Source organism: Marinomonas sp. S3726, from assembly GCF_000967665.1.
GTDB lineage: Bacteria > Pseudomonadota > Gammaproteobacteria > Pseudomonadales > Marinomonadaceae > Marinomonas.
This window is the reverse complement of record NZ_JXYC01000016.1, coordinates 13,509-38,014: the sequence shown is the minus strand read 5'-3', so window position 1 is coordinate 38,014 and position 24,506 is coordinate 13,509. Positions and strand designations below refer to the sequence as shown.

At 37.1% G+C, this 24,506-nt stretch carries 24 protein-coding genes and 1 pseudogene; 7 read left to right on the top strand and 18 right to left on the bottom strand.

Annotated elements, in window-relative coordinates; translation table 11 throughout:
• Positions 1 to 105: 105 nt before the first annotated feature.
• From thrC to ffh, 8 genes are all read right to left on the bottom strand, one after another.
• Positions 106 to 1,491 carry a threonine synthase gene (thrC, locus tag TW85_RS14460; protein WP_046017849.1) on the bottom strand — a complete coding sequence of 462 codons (1,386 nt, stop codon included), beginning with the start codon at positions 1,489 to 1,491 and terminating at the stop codon, positions 106 to 108.
• A 43-nt stretch (positions 1,492 to 1,534) separates the two neighbouring features.
• Positions 1,535 to 2,836, bottom strand: a complete 1,302-nt coding sequence (locus TW85_RS14455; RefSeq protein WP_082827845.1) for a homoserine dehydrogenase — start codon at positions 2,834 to 2,836, stop codon at positions 1,535 to 1,537.
• 183 nt (positions 2,837 to 3,019) lie between these two features.
• Positions 3,020 to 3,757, bottom strand: coding sequence for a thioredoxin fold domain-containing protein (locus tag TW85_RS14450; protein WP_046017848.1), 738 nt, complete (start codon positions 3,755 to 3,757; stop codon positions 3,020 to 3,022).
• A gap of 102 nt (positions 3,758 to 3,859) precedes the next feature.
• A complete protein-coding gene (gene rplS, locus TW85_RS14445; RefSeq protein ID WP_046017847.1) occupies positions 3,860 to 4,222 on the bottom strand; it encodes a 50S ribosomal protein L19 in 363 nt (120 codons plus the stop codon).
• Between the two features lie 72 nt (positions 4,223 to 4,294).
• Positions 4,295 to 5,047, bottom strand: a complete 753-nt coding sequence (trmD, locus tag TW85_RS14440; RefSeq protein WP_046017846.1) for a tRNA (guanosine(37)-N1)-methyltransferase TrmD — start codon at positions 5,045 to 5,047, stop codon at positions 4,295 to 4,297.
• Between the two features lie 20 nt (positions 5,048 to 5,067).
• A complete protein-coding gene (rimM, locus tag TW85_RS14435) occupies positions 5,068 to 5,613 on the bottom strand; it encodes a ribosome maturation factor RimM (RefSeq protein ID WP_046017845.1) in 546 nt (181 codons plus the stop codon).
• 14 nt (positions 5,614 to 5,627) lie between these two features.
• Positions 5,628 to 5,876, bottom strand: coding sequence for a 30S ribosomal protein S16 (rpsP, locus tag TW85_RS14430; RefSeq protein WP_009833903.1), 249 nt, complete (start codon positions 5,874 to 5,876; stop codon positions 5,628 to 5,630).
• Between the two features lie 280 nt (positions 5,877 to 6,156).
• A complete protein-coding gene (gene ffh, locus TW85_RS14425) occupies positions 6,157 to 7,536 on the bottom strand; it encodes a signal recognition particle protein (protein ID WP_046017844.1) in 1,380 nt (459 codons plus the stop codon).
• A gap of 128 nt (positions 7,537 to 7,664) precedes the next feature.
• On the opposite strand from ffh, the gene ccsA reads away from it, so the two are divergent.
• The 3 genes from ccsA (at position 7,665) to TW85_RS14410 (ending at position 10,376) form a co-directional block, all read left to right on the top strand.
• Positions 7,665 to 8,435, top strand: coding sequence for a cytochrome c biogenesis protein CcsA (gene ccsA, locus TW85_RS14420; RefSeq protein ID WP_046017843.1), 771 nt, complete (start codon positions 7,665 to 7,667; stop codon positions 8,433 to 8,435).
• 79 nt (positions 8,436 to 8,514) lie between these two features.
• On the top strand, positions 8,515 to 9,771 hold the full coding sequence (locus TW85_RS14415) for an HlyC/CorC family transporter (protein WP_046017842.1): 1,257 nt from the start codon (positions 8,515 to 8,517) through the stop codon (positions 9,769 to 9,771).
• A 35-nt stretch (positions 9,772 to 9,806) separates the two neighbouring features.
• Positions 9,807 to 10,376: an NUDIX hydrolase gene (locus tag TW85_RS14410; protein WP_046017841.1), complete on the top strand. Its 570-nt coding sequence runs from the start codon at positions 9,807 to 9,809 to the stop codon at positions 10,374 to 10,376.
• Here the strand turns inward: TW85_RS14410 and TW85_RS14405 are convergent.
• From TW85_RS14405 to TW85_RS14395, 3 genes and pseudogenes are all read right to left on the bottom strand, one after another.
• On the bottom strand, positions 10,373 to 10,681 hold the full coding sequence (locus TW85_RS14405; protein WP_046017840.1) for an NGG1p interacting factor 3 protein, NIF3: 309 nt from the start codon (positions 10,679 to 10,681) through the stop codon (positions 10,373 to 10,375). The genes TW85_RS14410 and TW85_RS14405 overlap by 4 nt on opposite strands.
• A 29-nt stretch (positions 10,682 to 10,710) precedes the next feature.
• Positions 10,711 to 11,574, bottom strand: a complete 864-nt coding sequence (locus tag TW85_RS14400; protein WP_046017839.1) for a DUF72 domain-containing protein — start codon at positions 11,572 to 11,574, stop codon at positions 10,711 to 10,713.
• Positions 11,574 to 11,912, bottom strand: a pseudogene (locus TW85_RS14395) (GreA/GreB family elongation factor); the annotation flags it as partial. The gene TW85_RS14400 and the pseudogene TW85_RS14395, both read right to left, overlap by 1 nt.
• 108 nt (positions 11,913 to 12,020) lie before the next feature.
• Between TW85_RS14395 and gmtY the strand changes: the two are divergent.
• From gmtY to greB, 3 genes are read left to right on the top strand one after another with little or no spacing between them, the layout of a single operon-like run.
• Positions 12,021 to 13,343, top strand: a complete 1,323-nt coding sequence (gene gmtY / locus TW85_RS14390; protein WP_046017838.1) for a gamma-mobile-trio recombinase GmtY — start codon at positions 12,021 to 12,023, stop codon at positions 13,341 to 13,343.
• A gap of 60 nt (positions 13,344 to 13,403) precedes the next feature.
• Complete coding sequence (gene gmtX, locus TW85_RS14385; protein ID WP_046017837.1) at positions 13,404 to 14,012, top strand: gamma-mobile-trio protein GmtX; 609 nt, start codon at positions 13,404 to 13,406, stop codon at positions 14,010 to 14,012.
• Between the two features lie 4 nt (positions 14,013 to 14,016).
• Entirely contained in the window at positions 14,017 to 14,490 is a 474-nt protein-coding gene (greB, locus tag TW85_RS14380; protein WP_046017836.1) for a transcription elongation factor GreB, read from the top strand.
• A 723-nt stretch (positions 14,491 to 15,213) separates the two neighbouring features.
• On the opposite strand, the gene TW85_RS14370 is transcribed toward greB, so the two are convergent.
• The 7 genes from TW85_RS14370 to TW85_RS25545 all read right to left on the bottom strand — a co-directional run bounded on the left by TW85_RS14370 (position 15,214) and on the right by TW85_RS25545 (position 24,076).
• Entirely contained in the window at positions 15,214 to 17,184 is a 1,971-nt protein-coding gene (locus TW85_RS14370; RefSeq protein WP_046017835.1) for a hypothetical protein, read from the bottom strand.
• The gene (locus TW85_RS14365) at positions 17,174 to 18,028 is read right to left on the bottom strand and encodes a hypothetical protein (RefSeq protein ID WP_046017834.1); all 855 of its coding nucleotides are present in this window, start codon (positions 18,026 to 18,028) and stop codon (positions 17,174 to 17,176) included. The genes TW85_RS14370 and TW85_RS14365 overlap by 11 nt, the downstream gene beginning before the upstream one ends.
• On the bottom strand, positions 18,025 to 19,053 hold the full coding sequence (locus tag TW85_RS14360) for a GTPase (protein WP_046017833.1): 1,029 nt from the start codon (positions 19,051 to 19,053) through the stop codon (positions 18,025 to 18,027). The genes TW85_RS14365 and TW85_RS14360 overlap by 4 nt, the downstream gene beginning before the upstream one ends.
• A gap of 22 nt (positions 19,054 to 19,075) precedes the next feature.
• Complete coding sequence (locus TW85_RS14355) at positions 19,076 to 20,161, bottom strand: GTPase-associated system all-helical protein GASH (protein WP_046017832.1); 1,086 nt, start codon at positions 20,159 to 20,161, stop codon at positions 19,076 to 19,078.
• A 1-nt stretch (position 20,162) separates the two neighbouring features.
• Positions 20,163 to 21,431 carry a metallophosphoesterase gene (locus TW85_RS14350; RefSeq protein WP_046017831.1) on the bottom strand — a complete coding sequence of 423 codons (1,269 nt, stop codon included), beginning with the start codon at positions 21,429 to 21,431 and terminating at the stop codon, positions 20,163 to 20,165.
• Between the two features lie 753 nt (positions 21,432 to 22,184).
• The gene (locus tag TW85_RS14345) at positions 22,185 to 23,555 is read right to left on the bottom strand and encodes a DEAD/DEAH box helicase family protein (RefSeq protein ID WP_046017830.1); all 1,371 of its coding nucleotides are present in this window, start codon (positions 23,553 to 23,555) and stop codon (positions 22,185 to 22,187) included.
• The gene (locus TW85_RS25545) at positions 23,549 to 24,076 is read right to left on the bottom strand and encodes a hypothetical protein (protein WP_157196956.1); all 528 of its coding nucleotides are present in this window, start codon (positions 24,074 to 24,076) and stop codon (positions 23,549 to 23,551) included. Before TW85_RS25545 ends, TW85_RS14345 begins: the two co-directional genes overlap by 7 nt.
• A 96-nt stretch (positions 24,077 to 24,172) precedes the next feature.
• Here TW85_RS25545 and TW85_RS14335 point away from each other — a divergent pair, with 96 nt between their 5' ends.
• Positions 24,173 to 24,493, top strand: coding sequence for a helix-turn-helix transcriptional regulator (locus TW85_RS14335; protein ID WP_046017829.1), 321 nt, complete (start codon positions 24,173 to 24,175; stop codon positions 24,491 to 24,493).
• Positions 24,494 to 24,506 lie beyond the last annotated feature (13 nt).

The window sequence follows — 24,506 nt, the reverse complement described above, 5'->3', positions numbered from 1 at the left end:
CTGTGTCATTATCTTTAAGAAAGTAACAAAAGGAGATGTTTCGTTTTAGTAAGGCATTAAAAAAGGCCTTACTCGAATGGAGTAAGGCCTTTATAAAACATTTAATTAAATGTTTTTAGTAACAAAAGCTTGTACATCTTCAAGGCTATTATCTAGCACTTCATAAGCTTCTTCACGCTCGAACAAATCAGCCATATGGTCTGGCAGTTTAGGTGACTCACAACCTGCCTTTTCAACCGCTTCAGGGAATTTAACTGGATGAGCTGTTGCCAAAGTAATCATAGGCACAGACTTATCTTTCCAGCAATGACGTGCCGCATCTAAGCCAATTGCAGTATGAGGATCTAGTAGGTATTGAGTATCATCAAATACTTGTTTGATAACCTCACAAGTACGTGCATCATCAACTTTGTAGCTGTCGAAGTTTGATTTAACAAAAGACCAAGCTTCATCACTTAGCGACACATCACCTTGATTGAAGCGAGCCATCAGGTCTTTAATAGACTCACCATCACGACCATGAGCATCAAACAATAAACGCTCAAAGTTACTTGAAACCATGATATCCATACTTGGCGATAAGGTAACATTCAAAGACTGACGACTCATGTCATTTTCAGCAATAACACGGTGCAGAATATCGTTTTGGTTAGTCGCAACCACAAGCTGATCAACAGGCAAGCCCATTTGCTTAGCAAGATAACCCGCAAAAATATCACCAAAGTTACCTGTCGGTACCGAGAAAGACACTTTACGATGAGGCCCACCAACAGATAAAGCCGAGGAGAAGTAATAAACAATCTGAGCCATAATACGCGCCCAGTTGATGGAGTTTACCGCGCCAAGTTTACCGCCATTCAAGAAAGACTGATCAGCAAAGCTGTTTTTAACCATGCCCTGACAATCATCAAAATTACCCTTCACAGCAATATTGAAAACATTATCATCGATAACACTGGTCATTTGACGGCGCTGGACATCAGAAACACGCTGATAAGGATGCAAAATAAAGATTTTAAGGTGATCAGAATGACGACAACCTTCAATCGCAGCAGACCCTGTATCACCAGAGGTAGCACCAAGGATAACCAATTCTTCTTTACGTTGACTTAGTACATAATCCATCAAGCGACCAAGTAACTGCAAAGCAAAATCTTTAAACGCCAAAGTTGGGCCACGGAACAACTCTAACACCCATTCGTTGTTATCCGTCTGCACCATAGGCGCAACCGCTTTATGATCAAAACCTGCATAGGCTTCATCAATCATACGACGAAATTCATCATCTGGAATTTCACCTGCAACAAAAGGAGACATCACCTTAAATGCAAGTTCTTGGTAACTAAGGTCAGCCCAAGAAGCAATTTCTTCTTGGCTAAATTTTGGTAATTCTTCTGGCACATACAAGCCACCATCATTAGCAAGTCCCGCTAATAAAACATCACCAAATGACAGTGCTGGTGCATCTCCACGAGTGGATATGTATTTCATAATCTTTTCTCTATAAAACTAAACTGACAATTCACTTGGTAACTTAAGCTAAGCTCTCAACACGAATACGCTGAACTTTACCCGCCACATCAGGCAAGGCTTCGATTGCTGCAATCGCCGCATTCATATTTGATTCTTTCACTGTGTGAGTCATTACAACAAGCGAAACAAGTTCAATATCATCACGCTCACGCTGAATAACAGACTCAATGCTGATGCCGTTTTCTGATAAAAGCTGAGTAATGTTCGCTAGAACACCTGCTCTATCCTGAATTGTCATATTTAAGAAATAACCACATTCCACTTCTGAAATTGGCAGAACTTTTAGGTCAGATAAAGCATTTGCTTGGAAAGCCAAATGTGGAACACGATTATCAGGATCAGCCGTTAATGTACGAGCCACATCGATCACATCAGCCACAACAGAAGACCCTGTTGGTAAAGCACCCGCACCTGCACCATAAGTCAAAGTAGGTCCGACAGCATCGCCTTGGACCATAACAGCATTCATTACGCCATTTACATTAGCTAATAACTGCTTTTTAGAGATCAAAGTTGGATGCACTCTCAGTTCAACACCTTTTTGAGTGCGACGAGCAATACCAAGGTGCTTAATGTAATACCCTAGTTCGCTTGCAAAGCTCACATCCTGTGCTGTGATCTGGCTAATACCTTCAGTGTAAGTGCGTTCGAATTGCAGAGGAATACCAAAAGCAATGGAAGCAAGGATAGTCAGCTTGTGTGCAGCATCAATACCTTCAACATCAAAAGTTGGATCCGCTTCGGCATAACCTAGTGCTTGTGCTTCAGCTAGCACATCATCAAATGCACGACCTTTCTCACTCATTTCAGTCATGATGAAGTTACCAGTACCATTGATGATACCAGCTAACCAGTCAATACGATTGGCAGACAAACCTTCACGTACTGTTTTAATAATTGGCATGCCGCCAGCGACAGCAGCTTCAAAAGCAACCATTACACCTTTAGCTTGTGCTTTTTCAAAGATTTCATTGCCATATTCTGCAATCAAAGCTTTGTTAGCTGTTACCACATGTTTGCCATTTTCAATCGCAGTTAATACCAAGTCTTTTGCTACCGTGGTTCCACCGATTAGCTCAATCACAATATCGATTTCTGGATTGTTCGCTACATCAAAAATATCACGGGTAATATTTACACCAGAAGTATCAACAGAAGCATTATCACGACGAGCACCCACTTGCTCAATCTCAATGCTACGGCCAACACGTCGTGTAATTTCTTCTGCGTTGTTACGAAGGATGTTAAAACTTCCGGAACCCACAGTTCCCAACCCACAAATTCCGACTTTTACCGGTTTCAAAATAGTACCCCACAGTGCTAACGTTATTTAGATGCGTCATTGCACATCTATGATAAAAAATTGAATCTATTATAACGCCAGAAGCAGACAAAGCCAGCGTTCTAATCAGGCAGTTTGTCTGACTAAAACGCTTAATTCATCTTGGCATGAATGGCTTTCATAGAAAGGAAGAAAAAGTGAGGGTTATAAGCCCAATTTAGCCGCTAATTCTGCTGCTGGTAGATATCCTGGGATAAATTCACCCGTACTTAAAACTAGGCTTGGAGTTCCACGCACACCAATAGACTGACCTAAACCATATTGCTTAGCGATTGGGTTTTCACAGTTATTTTGTGGCACTTTATGACCAGATTTAGCACGTGTCATCCATTCGTTAGGATCGTCAGAACACCAAATACTTACCATTTGTTGGTAAGGTTCAGAACCGATACCTGCACGAGGGAAAGCTAAATATCGAATAGTAATACCCATTTCGTTTAATTCAGGCACTTCTTTATGCAGCATACGACAGTAACCACATGAAATATCAGTGAACACTGTTACATGCGCTTTCTCTTCACCTTGTGCTGGGTAAATTACCATTTCGTTTTGTGGTAAAACTTCTATCTGAGCCAGTTTAGCTTCTTCAGTTTCATTTACCAGACCCTCTGGTTCCACACGATAAAGGTCACCAACAATAAAGTATTGTCCATTCGGCGTTGCATGAAGAACAGGGCCAGAGTCTAGCTGAACTGTATACATGCCAGATTTCTCATGAGCTTCAATCGATTTAATTTGATATTGAGGCAGGCTTTTACTGATATTATTTTTTATATTCGAAATGGCATTACTTGTATCACTCTCTGCTGACAAAGCATGCATTGATTGCAACAAAACACTCAGAACAAGCGTTTGTTTAATGAAACCTAACATTTTCTTCATGAAAACCTCTAAATCCAAACATCCGAAAGATGCTTATTAGGCCATGAATCCATGTAAAAGTTCCATAAAAAAAGGCGACCTAGGTCGCCTTTTTTAAAGAGATTAGCGTTTAGCCAATTTCTCTTTGATACGAGCAGACTTACCAGAACGTTCACGTAGGTAGTAAATCTTCGCTTGACGAACATCACCGCGACGTTTCACTTCGATGCTCTCAACGATTGGGCTGTACGTTTGGAACGCACGCTCTACACCAATACCGTTCGAAATCTTACGAACAGTGAATGCAGAGTTAAGACCACGGTTACGTTTTGCGATTACAACACCTTCATAGGCCTGTAGACGCTCACGTGTACCTTCTTTAACTTTAACTTGAACAACTACAGTGTCACCAGGTCCGAAGGCTGGGACTTCTTTAGTCATTTGTGCTGATTCAATTTGCTGAATCACTTTATTTTTGTTGCTCATGGATTTGACTCCCAATGATTTGGTTTCTCGTCTGGCTGAGAACATCTTCCCAGCCCAACGAGTTCACGATTCCTACTCTGCCGAGGTTGAATCTTCAGTCTCGTGAATAAACTCTTTCAACAACTTCTGCTGTTCCTTGTCCAACTCAAGGTTTTGCAAAAGGTCTGGCCGGCGTTGCCAAGTTCTTCCGAGCTTCTGTTTTAAACGCCAACGTCTTATCTCCTCATGGTTTCCACTAAGCAGTACCGGCGGAACAGGCGCCTCATTTAGTACCTCGGGACGAGTATAGTGTGGACAATCTAGCAATCCATCTGAAAAAGAATCTTCTTCAGCTGACGCCATTTTACCTAACACTCCTGGAACCATGCGAAACACAGAATCCATTAACACCATTGCTGGCAACTCACCACCGCTTAGAACAAAGTCACCGACTGACCATTCTTCATCAATCTCAGATTGAATTAAACGTTCGTCAACGCCTTCATAACGCCCAGCTACCAGAACAAGTTCTGCTTGTTTAGCTAGGTATTGCACGCCTTCCTGTGTCAGCGTACGCCCTTGAGGGGACAGAAAAATTACTTTTGCGTTTGGACTAACACTACGTGCTGCCGCAATCGCATCTTTGAGAGGCTGAACTTTCATCAGCATCCCTGGACCACCACCATAAGGCCTGTCATCGACAGTCTTATGCTTGTCATGGGTAAAATCACGCGGATTAAAGAAGTTAATATCTACCAAACCTGATTTAACTGCTCTGCCTGTTACACCATGCTGGGTAATGGCCTGAAACATCTCAGGAAATAGAGAAATAACACTAATCTGCACTTAATACCTCGAGTCTGCGTTTAAAACTCTGGATCCCAATTAACCAGCATTTGCTCTTGTTTCAAATCTACATTTAAAACATACATATCTGGTACATAAGGAATCAATCGCTCTTCACGATCAAGACTACCTTCACAAGCACGAACAACAAGCACATCATTAGCGCCTGTTTCCATCATTTGAGCAACCTTACCTAAGAGGACACCCTCTTCAGTGATCACTTTAAGACCTTCTAACTGACTCCAGTAATAATCACCTTCATCAAGATCAGGAAGATCTTGTGCTTCGATATAGATATCCAAGCCACAAATCTCTTTAACAAGATCGCGATCTGTATATCCTTTAACCGCAGCAACCAAACCACGACCCTGAAGTCGCCCTTGATTTAACTCTATTGCTTGCCACCCTGTACGGGTTTTAAGCCACCAATGAGAATATTTAAAAATGCCCTCAATTGGATCAGTGTGTGAATAAATCTTCACCCACCCTTTTACACCGTATACCGAAGTAATGCGTCCGACAGCAAGCGGTTGCTCTGGAGCGGCTGCTTGTTTAATCGCAGACATAGTTACCTCAATAATTAAGCGGCTTTTTTAGCATCTTTAACTAACTGAGCAACACGATCAGAAAGCTGAGCACCAAGACCAACCCAATGGTCAACGCGATCTAAATCGATGCGTAGGCGTTCTTCTTGACCGCGAGCAACAGGGTTAAAGAAACCAAGACGCTCGATGTAACGACCATCACGTGCACGACGGCTATCAGCCACATTCAAGTGATAGAAAGGACGCTTCTTAGAGCCTCCACGAGAAAGACGAATAGTTACCATAATCGGTTCCTTATTGCTTAACGAAAACTCTTCTTGATTCACCCAAAATTAGGTCGGAATTCAAGAAGGCGGCATATTCTAGTCGATTCGACAGAAAAACAAAAGAGGCATCTGCATTTGAAGCTGAATATTTTATCATCAGCCGCAACAAGATGGAGGTTTGAACTTAGGATCCCTTTTATAACAAGCTTTTGGAATAAAAAGACATAAAAAAAACGGCCACTTAAAAAAGCAGCCGTTTTCTTGTAATACAACACGAATAAAGGTTTTCGCAGGTATTTTACATTTTTGGCATGCCACCACCAGGAAAACCACCCGGCATCATACTACCCATACCACGCATCATCTTCTTCATGCCTGACTTAGAGCTAAACTTCTTCATCATTTTTTGCATTTGTTTATGCTGCTTCAATAGGCGATTCAAATCTTGAATCTGCAATCCAGCACCCGCTGAGATACGCTTCTTACGAGAGCCATTAATAACATCTGGGTTACGACGCTCTTGCGCTGTCATGGAATTAATTAAAGCTTCCATTTGCACAAACATCTTATCATTAACCTTGTCTTGGATATTGGCCATTTGACCACCCATCCCAGGCAACTTATCTAGCATGGCACCCATGCCACCCATGTTTTTCATTTGCTGCAATTGCTCTTTAAAGTCTTCTAAGTCGAAGCCTTTACCTTTCTGCAATTTGCCCGCTAGCTTTTCAGCCTTGGTTTTATCAATTTTCTGCTCAGCTTCCTCAATTAAGGAAAGCATGTCACCCATACCTAGGATACGAGAAGCAAGACGATCTGGGTGGAAAGGCTCAAGAGCTTCCGTTTTCTCACCCACACCTAAGAATTTAATTGGTTTACCGGTAATATGACGTACAGATAAAGCAGCACCACCACGTGCATCACCGTCTGTTTTCGTCAATACAACACCGGTTAAAGGCAGCACATCACCAAAGGCTTTAGCCGTATTCGCAGCATCTTGACCTGTCATTGCATCAACAACAAACAAGGTTTCAACTGGATCGATAGCTGTATGAAGGGCTTTAATCTCAGCCATCATTTCTTCATCAACTGCTAATCGACCCGCGGTATCAAGAATCAAGACATCTTTATGAGACTTACGCGCTTCATCAATGGCGTTATTTGCAATATCAATTGGCTTTTGCGTTGCTTCACTCTCGATGAAGTCCACACCAATTTCATTAGCCAAGGTTTGTAACTGCTTGATCGCCGCTGGACGATATACGTCAGCACTCACAACCGCGACAGATTTTTTATGGCGCTCTTTTAAATAACGAGCCAGTTTTGCTGCAGAGGTTGTTTTACCCGCACCTTGCAAACCCGCCAACAAAATTACTGCTGGCGGCTTAGCTTTCAGGTTAAGCTCATCATTCGCTTCACCCATAACCTTCTCAAGTTCCTGCTTAACAATTTTCAGGAACACTTGACCAGGACTTAAACTTTTTGAAACCTCAGTTCCAACAGCCCTTTCTTTTACACTATCTATAAAAGCCTTTACGACAGGTAAAGCAACGTCGGCTTCTAATAGCGCCATACGCACTTCGCGTAATACTTCCTTGATATTATCTTCTGTTAACTTTGCCCGTCCTCGGATACGATCTAGCGAGGAGGTCAATCGATTCGATAAATTGTCGAACATGTTAGCCTCAAAATGTTGCTCTGTGAGGAAAAAACCAAGTATATGGTTTATCCAAGATGAAATTGGCCCTATTATAACGGATAAATGGGTTACACCCTATACCTTTACTCTTTGGACATAAGAGATTCATGATTCAGCTAACACTTTGGCTCGCCACATTTTCAACTTTTGCCGCTGGTGCAATGTATTACAAGCGCCCAGAAAGTAAAAGGTCTCAATTTTTAGGGGCGGCATCCATTGCCGCTCACGTCTACGCCTTGTCTGTTTTATTTTTAAACAAAGATGGCTTTGATTTTTTACTGATAGGAATGCTAATAGCACTAATAGGCAATACTTTATTATGGTTCAGTAACCGTAACAAAGATTTATCCTTACTATTGTGCGTTGCTTACCCTTTAGCAGCCCTAGTGATTGCCCTCAATGCCATTCAACCTTGGCAATTAGAGCCTTTTCACATTCACTCTTTAGGCACTTCAGCACATATTCTCATCGCCGCGGTTGCTTATAGCCTTTTCACCGCAGCGTGTGGTGTTGGCATTTTATTAGCATTACAAGAGTATCAACTTAAACATCATAAGCTGCGCCAACTACTAAGAGTACCTCCTTTACAGGTACTTGAAAGACTCATGTTTGAGTTTATTTGGTGCGCCTTTATTCTACTCACTATTACGATAATCACTGGCTTTTATTTTATCGATGATATGTTTGCTCAAAAACTAGTCCATAAAACCTTCTTTACTATTGCATCTTGGCTCGTCTTTTTAGGCCTTTTGGTAGGAAGACACTGGGCTGGATGGCGCGGACAACTATCAGTAAAGCTAACGATAAGTGGCTTTATTTTGCTTATGCTTGGCTACTTCGGAAGTAGCATAGTGCTGCAATTCATTCTCACCAAGTAAATTTAGTTGTTTAGGGGTTTGACAGGGGCTATTGAACAACTAATAATCCACTTATCAAATTAACTGAGGTCAACCCTTTTTGAACGACATACCCTTAAGTATTCTTTTCGGAATACTCTTCTTCTTGATTTTGTTTTCTGCCTTTTTCTCAAGCTCTGAAACAGGCATGCTTTCAATAAACAAATACCGTTTAAAAAACCTGGTTAAAAACAAGAACAAGTCAGCTAAAAAAGTTAGCCAATTACTTGAAAGGCCTGACCGCCTTATCGGCGTTATTTTAATTGGTAACAACTTTGTTAACATCCTAGCTTCTGCAATTGCCACTGTCATTGCTGTACGTATTTGGGGTGATGCTGGTGTCGCTATCGCAACCGCCTCACTCACACTCGTCATTCTCATTTTCGCCGAAGTCACACCTAAGACAATGGCAACGATCCACCCTGAGAAAATAGCCTTTCCTGCTTCTTGGGCCTTATCAGTATTATTAAAGCTACTCTACCCATTAGTTGTATTAGTTAACTTTATTTCAAACGGCCTACTACGCATATTGGGTGTTCAAGCGAATCAAAACAGTAATGACAAATTGAGCACGGAAGAACTTAGAACCATAGTAAATGAAGCTAATGGGCTTATTCCACCCGCTCACCAAGAGATGCTCATTTCGATTCTAGACTTGGAGAAAGTGTCAGTAGAAGACATCATGGTGCCACGTAACGAAGTAGTCGGAATTGATATTGAAGACTCCATTGACGAAATCATTGCTCAAATCTGCAGCACGCGTCATACACGTATGCCGGTATATAATGGCGAAATAAATAAGGTAATCGGCATTCTTCACGCAAGGCATGCCGCTATGTTTTTACGTGACCCTAACCCGTCCAAAGCCGCCCTACTAAAAGCGACCGTTGAACCTTACTTTATCCCAGAAAGCACCTCACTAAACACAGTGCTACTTAACTTCCAAAAGCAGCACCAACAAATGGGACTAGTAGTAGATGAGTACGGAGATGTTCAAGGTATTGCGGCTCTTGAAGATGTTCTCGAAGAAATTGTTGGTGAGTTCACCCAACCTACTCAAGATGAAGAAGACGAAATAGTCTCTCAAGATGACGGTTCTTTTCGCATTGATGGCTCAATCCATATACGCGAAATCAACAAAACATTGGACTGGTCCTTACCAACTGATGGCCCAAAAACACTTAATGGCCTAATCATAGAAACACTGGAATTTATTCCAGAAAACCAGATGAGTCTAAAAGTGGGTGACTATATTATTGAAATCCAAGAAATAGAAGACAAGGTCGTTAAATACGCCAGGCTACTTAAACACATTTAATCAGCAAATGGATACGGCGAGAGAAGCTTAATACTATGACACAGAAAAAGCGTTTTTGCCCACAATGTGGCACTCAGGTTAACTTCTCTATTCCCGATGGTGACAATAGACCAAGAGCAGTTTGTCCAGCATGCCATCACATTGATTACGATAATCCAAGATTAATCACAGGCACCATCCCTATCTACCAAGGGAAAATTCTACTTTGCCGACGAGACATAGAGCCAAGACGGGGCTATTGGACACTTCCAGCAGGCTTCATGGAAAACCAGGAATCAACTAGTAGCGGCGCCCTAAGAGAGACACTAGAAGAATGCGGCTCTCATGCAATATGCAGACAAGCCTTTAGTATGATCAGCATACCTCAAATAGATCAGGTACATCTTTTCTATCTCGCTGATTTACCAAAAGCTGATTTTCATACCACAGAAGAAAGCTCAGAAGTTGCGCTATTTGATATCAAAGACATTCCCTGGAAAGAGTTGGCTTTCAACAGTATAACTCGCACTTTAAAGCTCTACCTTGAGGATGTAGAAAAAGGCAGCTTTGGCTTTCACGAAGAAACCCTTATGATAGATTTCTTGCCGCCACTTAAAACCTTTTAAGACTCTACTTTGATCAGGTGGTACGCCACCTCTTCAAAAGGGTGAGCTGCTTTTAATGCCTTTATCGCAACTTCCTTAAGAGACAATTTCAATACCATCTCGACTCGATATTCAGCTAAGGTTTCCAACTCACCTTTCACTCCAATAAAAGGGTTCGCATTTGCATTAGGCCGAAACTGCCCTTGCCCCTTCACTTGCCAACAACAGGCTTCATAGTCTCCAATTGCCCCCGCACCAACATCAAACAAAGCCTCTTTCACTTCTTCAAGATGAGATTCAGGCACATAAAAGACAAGAGAGTACATAACTTATTTTCCTAGGTTCATTTATTTACTCAAAGCAGTAAAGGCTGCTCAGGCTTACTTGGTAAGCTAAGTCTTGGGGCATAAGCAGGCAATAACGCTGCTATTTTTTGCTCAAGGGTTTCAGCTAGCAAAGGCGCCGCAACATTGTCAGACGAGTGAACAAATACATAAGGTTCACGCCCTTCCTGTAGCCACTGCACTAACTTTTTAGCCCACTGATCAAGATAAGCATCATTTAGAGGTAGGTCTGGATGCCCAATAAACCTCACCATAGGATTCTGACCAGTTGCAACGGGATGACATGGAACCCTTGGCTTTTTCTTCTGAGCATCTAACAGGCTCTCACAATAAGCTTCTGTCGAAAATACAGGGCGAGAATCCATAATAACGCGATCATGTTGATTTCCAGATAACAACCTAAGAAAACCAGTCTCTTCTTCAGATTTATTAAAAAAAGCTTGATTACGAACCTCAACTGACAAAGATGTAGGTAAATTCCAAGCTCGACATAGAGCTTCAATTTTAGAAAAGTAAAGAGGGGATACTTCTTCGGGAAACTGCATCATACAAGGACCCAACTTGTTAGAAAACGGCCTTAATAATTCACAGAAGTTAGTAAGACTATTAACCACTTGACCCTCATCAGAAACACCAAGTCGATGCGTAATGGATTGAGGTAATTTAAATGCAAAACGAAAATTATCAGGCACCTGATCAAACCAAACTTGCAGTTGATCTTGTGTTAAATCAGCATAAAAACTACTCCCGACCTCAACCGTATCAAAGAACTTTGCATATTCACTTAAGCGCCGATTACTTGCACCTTGATGCGAATATAACCAAGCCACCCAAGCTGGGTGCTGCCATTGCGCCATACCAAAGCGTAATTGCATTACAGGATTGCCTTATACTCTATTTTTTCGATCGTATAATTCACTAGGCCAGTTGCCAACTTAAGTTCAATTTCATCGCCTTCTTGTTTTTTCAACAAGGCTTTTGCCATAGGCGAATCGATACTTATATAACTAGCATCGTGATCTAACTCATCAGGACCAACAATACGAAAGAACTTAATATTTTCATCATCATCTTCTAGTGTCACCCAAGCACCAAAATAAACACTAGACTGATCTTCAGGCAACCTATCCACCACAGTAAAAGCCTCAAGACGCTTCTCTAAATAGCGCACCCTTCTATCAATTTCTCTTAGCTGCTTTTTCCCATAAATATATAATAACCCCACTACTTTATATACTATTTCAGATCCAATATATGATGTATTGTTACATAGTAGGTGCATGATTCTTCAATTAACCTCTGAGATGAAAAGAAATAGTATATGCCATTTATCAAAAAAATTAGTGTTAATTACACAGATACAGAAAGTGGCTTAACATTCGCGTTGCCAGGAATTCTTACCGAGAAAGGACTCATAATTTCACACTTAAGATACCTAGCTTGGTTCAATGGTAAAAGCGAATCATGGAAGGAAAGAGCGGCTTTTTCTTTAAAACTACTAATTGAATACATTAACTCTTGCCCAAATTATGATAAAGCATATGAGCTTCTTAAATCTTTCAGGGACGTTCTATTAACAGGCTCTATTGATTACTCCACACTAGATGACCCCCTAGATCTATTCTGGAAACCCAGAAAAGCAAGTGATGTAAATAATATTCTATTTCATATTAACAGCTACACAGACTTTCTTGCACTTCAGGATGAGTACTCTACATCAAGAGTAAACCCCTTTAAAAAGGCAACCAGTTATGAAGAAAGGTTAAATTGGTGCGCCTACTACAATAAACAAAAAAATGTTTTTTTAAATCATTTATCAAGTAAGCAAACCGCCCAAATTCTGGCCCAAAGAACACGATATGTTCAAAACATTTCAGTCCCTAAAGTTGAAAATGAAAAAGTCATACGTTTTCCAGAAAAGCAAATTGAAAATCTATTATATTTAGGTTTTGAAAGGTCTGGGAATTATGACTTTAAATCACAGGCAATTACCATGCTATTAAATTATGGAGGCCTTAGAAAAAGCGAGGTTTTTCATATTTACACTTCTGATATAACCTTGGACCCTAACAATCAGGATGAAGCCCTAGTTAGAGTTTATCACCCTTCAAACGGAGCCTCACCAGATCCTTTCTATAAGAATAGAAAAGAGTTCTTGCTCGCTGAGACCAATTACCAGCCTCGCAACACTTATAGATCTACCGAGAGGTTACATGCAGGGTGGAAGGCCCCTCTACTGACAAATAAAGATTCATTTTTCGAGGTTTTTTTTAACCCTCCTGAAAAAGCTAAAGAGTTTTTATCAATATGGGTGAATTATTTAAAATATCAAAGAGTAGAGCCCAAAGACACTAACTTTCACCCATTCGCATTTACAAACAAAACAGGTGAACCAGAAACCATAAAAAATTTCCAACGCCTTCATAAAAATGCAGTCGAAAAAATAGGGTTAACTTGCTTAAAAGAGTTAGGAACAACAGAACATGGTCATCGACATGCATTTGGTTATCGCTGTAGAAGCAGTGGGTTAGACCAAATTGAAATACAAAAAGCAATGCATCATAAAAGCCCTAACTCTTGCTTAGTCTATATTACCCCTACCAATGAAGACATTAGATCTACAATGAGAAAAAGTATTACCTAGGCAAACTGTAAACACCATAAACTACATCTAAAAACTAGAACCTTTTAAATGAAGACGACAATGACTCCTAATAAACTATTAGAAAAACTTAAAGTGGATTCATCTTCCAAAAAACAAGAAACTTTAGAAATAATTTATCAAATTTGCGAAGAGCAGCTAGAAAGAGGCGTGAATGATTTTAGCATTGCTACCATTGCAAAGCTTGGAAATAAAAGAGGTGTGCCTAGAGCTCAAAGCCTAAGAAATAAAACCGGTGAAAAATATCAGGCTTTAATTCAATGTTTTGCTGAAGAGGCGACTAAAAAATCAATACCTAAGAAGATACCCAAAAATGAATCCAGTTGGATTGATGAAATAGATAATCCTAAACACAAATTACTTGTTAGAATGTTAGCATCAGAACTTAAGTCTACCAAAAAGCAGTTAGATGAAGTTATTCCACCAAACCTGAGAATTGATGTTTATGACCACAAAACAGCCCCTTTGGAATCAAACTTTAAACTAACACGATTAGAAAGAAGTGCTTTTGAATACATTTTATCCCAATCTTTCAGGAATAAATGGCAACTTACAGAAAATGAATACGGAGAACTTGTCGACTCAAGTAGCACCCCAGTCTTCAAAGTTTCAACAATAGACGCGATTAAAAAAGCTTTAGAATATTTATAACAATATGAAAACTAAACTTATTACCAGAGAAGGACACCAAAAGCTAAAAGACGAAATTGATTATCTTTGGCGAAAAGAAAGACCTGAAATCACGAAGATTGTTACTTGGGCTGCTGGGCTTGGCGATAGATCTGAAAATGCAGATTATCAATATAACAAGCGAAGATTACGTGAAATAGATCGACGTGTCAGATTTTTGAGAAAGACATTAGATGATATTAAAATTGTTGATTACCACCCTCAACAAGATGGAAAAATATTTTTTGGAGCATGGGTGGAACTAGAAGATGAGGACGAGAATACTATTTTCTTTCGAATTGTGGGGACAGAAGAAATCTATGGGCGTAAAGATTACATATCTATCGACTCTCCGATGGCTCGAGCTTGCCTTAAAAAAGAAGTTGATGATGAGGTTATAGTGAAAGCACCTTCAGGCGATAAGCTCTGGACAGTTAACAAAATTAAATACCTTCATTGATAGCACAACACATGAAGGTGCCCAGAACACTCTATCAGTAACTAGAGTACCATAAATATTATGACAGATTAAACTTAGAGTTTAAAAAAACATTACCCCCTCCCAATCAGGAAGCGCTTTGCCTCCAAAGTGTAGAGCCTTACTTTCGAAGCCTTCCTGACCTTTATCAGACACATTATCATCAATTAAATAGTCACCTTTCAGTAGGCTTATATTGAGCGAGATAATGAGTTTATGTACAAAGTCTATTCCGAAGTACTTTTCTATCCATACTCGTTTTTCTGTATAGCACAAAGGGTTCTTAATTAAAGGCGCTGTTAAGATATAAAGGTCGTAACCTTAAGATTCAACCAATGCTTTTGCCAATTCAACGCCATTTGTTAAAGGTTCTAAATTAGCAAAGAGACCGTATTGAGATTGAGGGTAAAGCACATTTGGTTTTTGCGACATTGCTAGCTTACGAGCACTAGAAAATCACATTATGCATCGTCCATATCGATATAAATATTTTTTCCATTAGTACCTTTTTTAAAATCATGAAAGTTTCAACAGCGAGAAAGTGGAAATTTAATTTTTAACTGCATCCACAAAATATTATTTTGTCCAGTAAAAATATAATTTTCACATCCAAAACCTTATATCTAATAAACGTTTTAGTAATTCTATTGTATTTTTATTACTCAGTATAACAAGCATACGATTTTAGTTTTTAAAATAGAAACATTATTCTTTAAATAATAATTTCTTATGAAATGAAAATTTATTTCTCAAACGCCTCATTATCTTTTGATTTTTAATTTTTATTTTACTCACATCTATATTATTAATTAGCAATAATTTACATATAGAGTTTAGTAGTATTTCATATCTATCCCAAAAAAACCAAGAGTCTTCTATTAAAATAGATTCTATTTTATCCCATTGCGACTTGTTTAATTGTTGTTTATATATAGAATCTGTTATCGAATTAATTGATAAATTCATTAATCTCTCTATATCTCTACCTTTATTAGAAAATGATTTTGTGAATAATAATATTGAAACATTTATAAAATTTATATTTTCATTGTGATTATTTCTCAATATCGCTTCAATCATTATTTCATCGACATCTACTTTTAAAGTGATGTTTTTCTTAACGATATTTTCCAGTATTTCCATAGAAATTTCGTCAATACTCAAAAATGTGTTTATACACCTATACTCTTGACTTAAAATAAAATTAAACCATATCTCATTATTTGAGTGAGAATCTTTAAGGTAGTCAAGTAAGTATCTTAAAGTCTCATCTTCGTATTTATATATAAATTCTGATACAAAATTTATTTTTCTTATCTTAAATATTGGATTAAGAACTTCTTTAAGTGAAACTAATTTTGACTCGATTTTAGAAAAGACAGAAAAATCAAAATCAGGTTGTTTTTCCCAGTAGAATGTAGTTGTGCAAATATCAGGGCGTTCAACTAAAATTGACCTTAAATCAACACAGAATTGTTTTGTCTTTTCAATATTTTTGATATTTTCAATATTCTGCAAAGGAAGTATAATCAACAACTCTTCATATAAAATATTTGAAAACTCAGGATCATTCGTTATACTTTCTATAAATTTGTCTACTTTAACTTTTGAAAATAATAGTCTAAATTTACTTCTAAAAGAAAATCTATCACTTTCATTTCTAATTAAATGTAATGACCTCAAAAGAAAGAGGACGGTTTCAATTTCATAATCATAATCATAATCATAATCATTGAAAAATATATTGAACACTTCTTTATATATCGATATTGGGCAACCATCCCACTTAAGACAATAAGCAAGAGATCTCTTCAATTTTTCAGGTGTTGAACCATTTAGAAGTTCAATATATATATTTGCTAAATGAATGAAAGATTCTTTTTGCTTATCGCAATATACACCATGACGCCAAATGAATTTTTTAAAATTTTGGTTTGAATGTTCTAAAATATCATTTACTGCAATGTTTAACCAGCTTGCTGGAGTTTTTAATGATTTTAATATGGAGTGATTAACCTCATTACTACTGATATTATTTTTACTAGTTAGGTAAAGATCAAAGTTTGAGTTTAAGCTAGAATTCTTATTAGTAAAAGTTCTAAATGAAAAACTACGTCTAAGTTTAGGCCATTGCTGTCCCCACATTTTTACAACAGTTTCATCTGAATTTTTTATCACTTCAAAATTCGTAGATCTATTCTCACTTGTGTAAAAAACATGAAGAAGGTTTGATAGTTCTATATATTCTAAATTCGTATTAATTATAGCTAACTCTTTTTCTAAACGATCAGAGTCGAGAAAAACATTATCACTGTAATCGTTTTTTTTATTAATTATATTACTTGGATTTTTAAATAAATTTAATAATATTTCCGGGTGTGTTATCTGAGCTAAATCAGCATAGTCTATAATTAATGTATGTGTCCATACACAGCCTGGTCTAGACATTTCAGGCGCTGGCCATGTTTTAGCTAATGCATAAGCTCCAATTTCTTTTAAAGGATAACCAGTAATATAATTAGGAGAGGTATCATTATAGCCAACAATCGAAGCATCACTAAACTTTAACAGTTTAGAGTTTATTTCTTTAGGAAATTTTTTTGATGAGGATAACAGTTTATGACCGTTTTCATAGCCGTGTAGACACTGGTTAATGCAAATATCACTATGATTCATTATTTTCTAACAACCACTTTATAGGAAGAGTTAAATCATTATAGCTTTCTTTATCCTCTATTATCTTTATTCTATCTGTAGGAATATCAATCGAGCCTAAAGCCTCTTCATCAGTTTCTAAGTCCCCTCCTAAAGAGCTTAATCCTAAAACTTTTATATCATTAAAATATATATTGTCTTCTAGGAATTGGCTTAATAATGGAAAATGAGAAGATAAGTATTCTAATGGGGTTTGGTTAACTTCTTCAGCTCTATCCCAAGCTGACAGCATTAAAACTAATTTTCTTTTTTTTTGCCCCATATTTGGGTGGTTAAATGATTGAAGTATGTCAATAACCTTTGTTTGCGTAGGTGTATGGTCAGAAGGAGACCAATTAACTTTTTCCAAAGTATCATTTTCTTCTAATATTTCATTTTGCTTATTTCTTTCAACAATAGTTTGAGCATCTAGATATTTGTCACAGTGTAAGAAGAATATAATTCCATTAGCATTTTTACTAAGATTAGAAGTTTCAATATCAACTTGCCTTTCACTCCATAAATTACTCCATGTTTCTCCAGATAAATCAGGTATAGAAAGTGTTATTATATCCTTAGCATTCTTAAGTTTTAATTCGATTGAATTATTTGAGTCTATTATAGTTCTATCCATAACCTCAAAATTAAGCCATTGTTTAGACAATTGAGTCAGATACTCTCTATTACTAGGTAATCCATCATATTTAAGTGCAGTTTCAATTTCATGAGAATTAATGGAATACGCTAATGCACCTAAAAATGTAGTTTTACCCGATTCTGGCAATCCACAAATAATCAAAGAATAATTTATAATATCATTATTCATTGAACACCTCTCAAGTTCAAAAAGCTTCTTCTTGGTATATTTTCATTATAGTCTATTGATAATTGATACTTAATTTTTGGATGGCTATATTCAAAAAATATTCTAATTAACTCCTTAATACCATGCTCTGAATCTAACTTAGTATCCTCAGGTCTAGCTGACACTTCATGGGAAGTAATTTCTAAATAACTATCACCTAATATATTTAAACTTTTCTCTAGCAGCTTATTTAACTCAATACGAGCTGTTTCCAAAGTACCATTTTTTTTGGGTAGATCTAATTTAGTCATAACAATAATTATTTTTGTATTTTTTGATAAAACTTGGTCTTCTTTAAAAGCTTGAAGCATTGAAATAACATTGTTTTTTGCTAAGTGCCTTTTCTTTGTATCTCCTAGAGACTCGCCATCTACTAAAAGTAATAAAATGTCTGAACGAGATATTTCATATAACTTCTTACACTCTTCAGAACTATCTTTAGCTGACTCATATTCTTCTCCCGCTCTATCGCAAAGAATAAGATTAACTCTACGATTATCAGCTCGTCTATTCAAACTTAAGTGATAAAATGAAACATCATCTTTTCTTAAAGTTCTTGGTGTAAATGGCACTTTATTTTGAGATAAAGCTCTTGAGAAATGGCAAATTTCTTCAAAAGCTAAAAGTGATTTTGATTCAGAAAATGAAAATTCATCAGATATATTTTTATTAAATAACTCATAAAAGCTTGCTAATAATGTTGTCTTTCCAATATTACTAGGGCCTACACAAGATATTATACGGCCTCCATTTTTTTTCAAAATACTATTAACTTCATCTCTATCTAGAACATCACCGCTATGTATGTTTAATTTATCAACTTCTTCTATTGTTGATGACTTATTAATAGAACTTACATCAGAAGCATCAATAAAATCATCACTTTTTTCTTTTCCATAAGTTGGGCATTTATCTAGTAATTCAAAGCCTTCAATACACTTCCCTGTTTCAGCAATATTACAGTCCGGGTTGATACATACAGCCATAAATTTATAACCTTCATATTTATTAAAGTTTATATTTAATTATTAACCGCTCTCTACATATTTGTACTGCCCACTCATACAGTGGAAGTCTACAGCTTGTATCTATTTCTGATTCAGATTCAAACTTATTCATCCATGAATTTTGATCTGAATCTTTTAAACATTTGAGAGCATAATGACATGGAGTTATATATCTGTCGTATAAATGATCCCCTACTGTCAAATCATCTATAGACTCAAAAGATGCATTAACTATTTTTTTTATGCTGATCTTTGTATTATTTGGTATTACCCTCTTAACAAAATTAGCTATATTTGGTATCTCTGTATCAAGACATGTCATATTAGCTAATTCTATTCCTACAACAGTTCCAAGTGTATTTTTTTCGATTGACTCAAATGGTAATTTTAATGTCTTACTATATGAGTTCATTAACCACCACAACATTTCTAGCTCTTCATCTTTAATTTCTAAATAATTATCTATTGAATTAATAGAATCAGATATGCTAGAAGTTAGAGTGCTGATTATTTTGTTTGATTCATTTAAAACACTTTTTATTGCAGCGTTATATGTTTCCCATTGACCAGGAATAGCTTCTTCATAGTTTTCTGTATTTAATGTTGAAGGTTTGATTTTAGTTTCAATATTAGGTCGCTCTCTACCTTCAACTGAAAATTTAGATATAGCAACTTTAGAAATTTCTACAAGAGGAATTCCTCCAGTATTATCTCTCATACCTAAAAATTCACATGTTAAGACTCTAGTAGCATAATCTGATGCAAGCTCATCATTTTTTTCAATTAATACACATAAGACTATATTCGATAAACATTGTAATTCTAATCTATTCTGTTCTTCCATCATAGAAAATGAGACATCATCTTCTTTGAATTTATTCTGAAACCACTCTAAATCAGAATCAATTACAGGGAAGCCGAATGAATATTGTATTAATGTTTCAACCTGCTCAAAAGTAATAGTTGATTTGATGATTTTCGATATTGTTTGCCATCTGAGTTCTAGTGACTCTCTATCTGTAGCTAGTCCACACGGTCTCATCCAATCAGAAAAATATTTGTGCATTGCTATATTTTCTTGAGACATACTATAAAGCCTCCTTTTCAATAATTAATTCAATAAATTGTTTTTTTAAGCCTTTCTCAGAAATAGATTTGAGAGCCTCTTCATAATTTATTCGGGAAGGTAGAGTACTTGAACTAACCTCATATATACCAAGTCTTTTCAAAATCTCACGCTTTGAGCTTTCTGTAAGAGATATAAATCTTCCTACAATATTAGAATTATCCTGAGAAGCTTCTGGAAGAAGCTGTTTTACATCTTTTTCAGAGACTAACTTTGTTTTGTTTTCATTTAATCTATCATCAATAACGTCAGATAAAGGTATTTCAAAGTTGTATTCCCAAGGGCGTTTATTAGGTTTTTGCTTAGAAACAAAGCATTCTGGGTTTGGTTGAAGAACTCTTAAGTCAGCAATAATGTTTAGTGTTGCTGTTTCAGATTGCTCAATGATAGATAGATCAATGATGTTATAGCCAGTTTCACATTGATCTTCTTCTCTGTCAGGATTTACTGCTGCTGCCGCAAATAAAACTCCTGAGTCATCATTAAGTACTCTTTGTCTATGCTTATGACCAACCAACCTTATAGATGATCGATTTGATAAACTATCTTCAATCTTATCGCCATCCTCCAGCCAATCATATGGATGATGAAACATTGCTAAATGTATCTCTCCTTTTTTTGGCATAAAGTTTGATTGAAAGTCCCCCATAAATAGCTTTGACCGCTCATCATTTGTTCCAGAAAAGAACGTACTCGTTAAACCATTTAAAGTTAGTTTATATTTTGAACAAATCTGGATACTTTTACTCCAATAAGGACTTGAAGGAGTTACTGCACATCCAAAATCACTAGCAAATTTATTGTAAGCTATAAATGGTAGCAATAACTGATTACCAGCATCTTTATCCTCTAATGCCTTTAAGAACTCTTTAGTTCTATCTTCACCTTTTTTTGATAAAATTCTGTCTCGAAGAGCATTAACCATAAGTGTATCTCCAACTTTACGGTTAATATCATGATTTCCAGGAACTACGAAAATATTTTCAATCTTTGTGCCAACTTTTAATGCTAGGTTTTTTAACCACTCCGATGCTTTTTGAAATTCTTCATCAGCTGCTTTAAATGCGATATCTCCAGTGACTAAAATAGCATCGACACTTTTTTTATTCTTTACAAATGTGGAAGCATCATCAACTATTAAAGATCTAATGCTTGCATCTCGATCCTTTCGTTCATCTAGGCAGCTCGGTGAGTTAAAATGAATATCTGAAATATGAAGTAATCTAAGCAAACTATTCCCTTAATTTTTGATGTTAACTAAGCATGATAAAACGCTTTAGTTTATGGTTTTTTTTCAAAAAACACTTTGCCAAGCGATAAAAAAACTATTTTACATAAAAAAATAGTACTCACAAACAGTTTCATAAATAGACCATTACCCTACATATTGAACTTCCCAGACTTTACTAGACACTCATTAACGTTAAAATCTAGCTAAAAAAGAGGTGTTTATGAAGTCCAAACGTCACTCTGAAGAGTTCAAAATAGAAGCCTTAAACTGGTGACTGAACGCGGTTATTCTGTTGATGAAGTTGCTCAACGGCTCGATACAGCTACTCACAGCCTATATGCCTAGATCAAAAAGTATGGAGAACAACCGCCACTTGGCGACCTTGATTTAACCTCCGAAAATACGTGTCTTAAGTCCCAGCTTAAACGGATTACGGAGGAAGGTGTCATTCTAAAAAGGCCGCAAGGTACTTTGCCAACAACCCCGAGTGAAGTACGCGTTTGCCCGTGATCACCAACAAGAGCATTCCATTCAGCTGATGTGCCGAGTCTTTAAAATACATTGAAGCGGCTAAACCTTTAGTAGATCGATTGATTGAAGATATACGACTGTTAAATACGAAGAAATGTATTTTCTAGAATCTACTGCTGTTTAGCAAACTATGGGAAATCCAAACCTTTTATGAAAAGTCAGAGTTACTGATCGAGATCAACACCTTAGCAAGGTAATTAATGACTCTAAAAGCAATCGGGGCTAGAGACAGCAGAATTCAAACGACGAAATGATTCTTTCCTTAAATCTTTCAAGGCTTATTACATCTCCTCTTAAGTTAAAATTGCTTAATTCATCAAGTATTGAACTTTCAAGAATAGGGTTTATCTCACTAGCCACTGGTTCTATTAATTTCTCTTCGCTAAAAGTGGAAAGAGGTTCTAGGAGTAGTCCATCAATACTATCTTGGCAGCTTTTAACATAACAATCGGGAACATCTAGGTTAAGCCTTTCTGAGAATCCAACTAAGTTGGATTCTGCCATAGTGTATAGCCAAGCTTGATTATTAGATCTATCCGTAACTCTTAAAATTCGTCCAAGAATCTGCCTAAAATAGAGCTCTGTTGTGACATCACTTAGATGGCAACAGACTTGCAACCTTGGAATATCGGTTCCTTCACTTATCATGGCAATACTCACAATCCATTGAGTATTATCTTGTCGAAACGCTTGGATTCGATCTAATGCATCATCATGTTGATAGGTTACTATTGAAACCGTTTGCTCATATTCAACTTCTAGAATTTGCTTAATTTGTTGAGCATGGGATATTGATGAAGCAACAACTAAACCACCCGAATTGACTATAGAGCATCTCAGCTCAGCTAGCTTTTCAACCGCTCGTTTAAGTACTTCAAGTATCGCTTTATTATTGGTTATAATATCTTGGTAACTAATATTGGTTTCTTTAATTAACTCATTAATCGAATAAAAATACTGGTTTTTCCCACCATCAGTTGTTGAGGCTTGATCCACATCTAAAATGACGATATTTGGTTTTCGACAAACTCCGTCTCTTACCGCCTGGGTCAAGCCATAAACATAGTCGCATATAATATTGCCTTCTGGGTCAGCATACTGTGCAAATGAAATTGGTAGCATATCAGTACGCCAGGGAGTACCAGTAAGAGATAATGTAAAGGTCGCAAGGTGCTGGATTTTATCGACAAGCTGAGCTCCCCAACTATTAAAACTGGTAACATTGTCTCCAGAGCAGTGATGAATTTCATCAAAAACGACTAATACTTTATTTGACGACAGATCATCAAGTAGCTGATCACCTGAATAGAGTAAGCTTTGATATGTAAGAGAGACCCCAACAGAACCAATTCGTCCATTAATTCGACGTCCTACTATCTTTTCAAAAGTCCCCTTTAAGCTCTCAGCCACAGAACGGGATGGAGAAAAACAAACGACATAATCAATTTTACCTTGTCGGAATAAATGCTCAGCAACATTTGCAGCCATTATTGACTTTCCAGCACCAGGACAGGCTAAACATAAAAAATGATTAGCCGTTTCGAATTTACTTAGCACTAATTCAGAGCACTCTTGCTGCCATGCCCTTAACATTGACTATGACCTGATTGCTCAGATAATTTAATCACATTTCGAATAGCATTCAGGCGACCATAAAGTGTCGCTGAACGTTCCCTTCCGGAATCAATTAAAGAAGATATTTCATGTTTTTTTGAAGGAAAGCGTTGATGAAACTCTTGATAGGTCTCAATTTCACTTAGCAAGATTTTTAATTCAGCGGTCACTTTTCGCTCATCTAGAATTAAATCATCTATTTCGTTTTCAAGACACTCTCGCTTCTCACTGATTTTTTGCCCCGCAACACTGAACAAAATGTCTTTTAGAGAAGGTGAAAGTTCATAGGTTCGCTGTTTAATTTTACCTCTAGCAAAAAGTAGGCCTTGTTTCGTTAATGCATGTACATTTCGAGACACGAACATTTTTGCCTGCTTAGGCTCAGAGTACTTAGGTATCAAAGTCGCTTTTTCGATAAGCGACTGTCTCGTCAGAGTTTTTCCTTGCAACTCAATTAAAATCTTCTTCATCCATGAGTTAATTCGAAAATCATTACTCATATAATTAAACACACAAATACTTAGGATTGCTAAGTATACATAGATAAGCGAAACTTAGACAATCTATGCACGTGAGATTTAAAAGATGAAACAACTTTGCGAAACAACCCTATTCCTGAACGACTCAAAGCAGCTAGAACAAAAGCAGGTATTTCACAGCGCGAGCTTGGTGTAAGAGTTGGTATGGACGAAAGCTCTGCAAGTGGCCGTATGAACCACTACGAAAAAGGTAGACATGTCCCAGATATTGATACTCTGCGAAAGCTAGCAAAGGAACTGGGTGTACCTCTAAATTATTTTTTCTGCGAAGATGAGCTAAGTGCTGAAATCATTTGCTTGCTTGAGCAGCTTGATAACAAAGATAAAAAGAAATTATTGAATAGCTTAAAAGCCGGTTTTTTAACGGACAAGCTTTAACTTCTACAATAAA

Coding starts and splice junctions, on each gene's coding strand:
- TW85_RS14405 (WP_046017840.1), bottom strand. CDS start 10,681: ATGTACTCTCTTGTCTTTTATGTGCCTGAATCTCATCTTGAAGAAGTG.
- TW85_RS14370 (WP_046017835.1), bottom strand. CDS start 17,184: ATGAATCATAGTGATATTTGCATTAACCAGTGTCTACACGGCTATGAA.
- TW85_RS14450 (WP_046017848.1), bottom strand. CDS start 3,757: ATGAAGAAAATGTTAGGTTTCATTAAACAAACGCTTGTTCTGAGTGTT.
- rpsP (WP_009833903.1), bottom strand. CDS start 5,876: ATGGTAACTATTCGTCTTTCTCGTGGAGGCTCTAAGAAGCGTCCTTTC.
- ccsA (WP_046017843.1), top strand. CDS start 7,665: ATGATTCAGCTAACACTTTGGCTCGCCACATTTTCAACTTTTGCCGCT.
- rplS (WP_046017847.1), bottom strand. CDS start 4,222: ATGAGCAACAAAAATAAAGTGATTCAGCAAATTGAATCAGCACAAATG.
- TW85_RS14400 (WP_046017839.1), bottom strand. CDS start 11,574: ATGCAATTACGCTTTGGTATGGCGCAATGGCAGCACCCAGCTTGGGTG.
- TW85_RS14345 (WP_046017830.1), bottom strand. CDS start 23,555: ATGTTAAGGGCATGGCAGCAAGAGTGCTCTGAATTAGTGCTAAGTAAA.
- ffh (WP_046017844.1), bottom strand. CDS start 7,536: ATGTTCGACAATTTATCGAATCGATTGACCTCCTCGCTAGATCGTATC.
- rimM (WP_046017845.1), bottom strand. CDS start 5,613: ATGTCTGCGATTAAACAAGCAGCCGCTCCAGAGCAACCGCTTGCTGTC.
- TW85_RS14410 (WP_046017841.1), top strand. CDS start 9,807: ATGACACAGAAAAAGCGTTTTTGCCCACAATGTGGCACTCAGGTTAAC.
- TW85_RS14355 (WP_046017832.1), bottom strand. CDS start 20,161: ATGTCTCAAGAAAATATAGCAATGCACAAATATTTTTCTGATTGGATG.
- TW85_RS14360 (WP_046017833.1), bottom strand. CDS start 19,053: ATGGCTGTATGTATCAACCCGGACTGTAATATTGCTGAAACAGGGAAG.
- thrC (WP_046017849.1), bottom strand. CDS start 1,491: ATGAAATACATATCCACTCGTGGAGATGCACCAGCACTGTCATTTGGT.
- greB (WP_046017836.1), top strand. CDS start 14,017: ATGAAAACTAAACTTATTACCAGAGAAGGACACCAAAAGCTAAAAGAC.
- gmtY (WP_046017838.1), top strand. CDS start 12,021: ATGCCATTTATCAAAAAAATTAGTGTTAATTACACAGATACAGAAAGT.
- TW85_RS14365 (WP_046017834.1), bottom strand. CDS start 18,028: ATGAATAATGATATTATAAATTATTCTTTGATTATTTGTGGATTGCCA.
- TW85_RS25545 (WP_157196956.1), bottom strand. CDS start 24,076: ATGAGTAATGATTTTCGAATTAACTCATGGATGAAGAAGATTTTAATT.
- gmtX (WP_046017837.1), top strand. CDS start 13,404: ATGACTCCTAATAAACTATTAGAAAAACTTAAAGTGGATTCATCTTCC.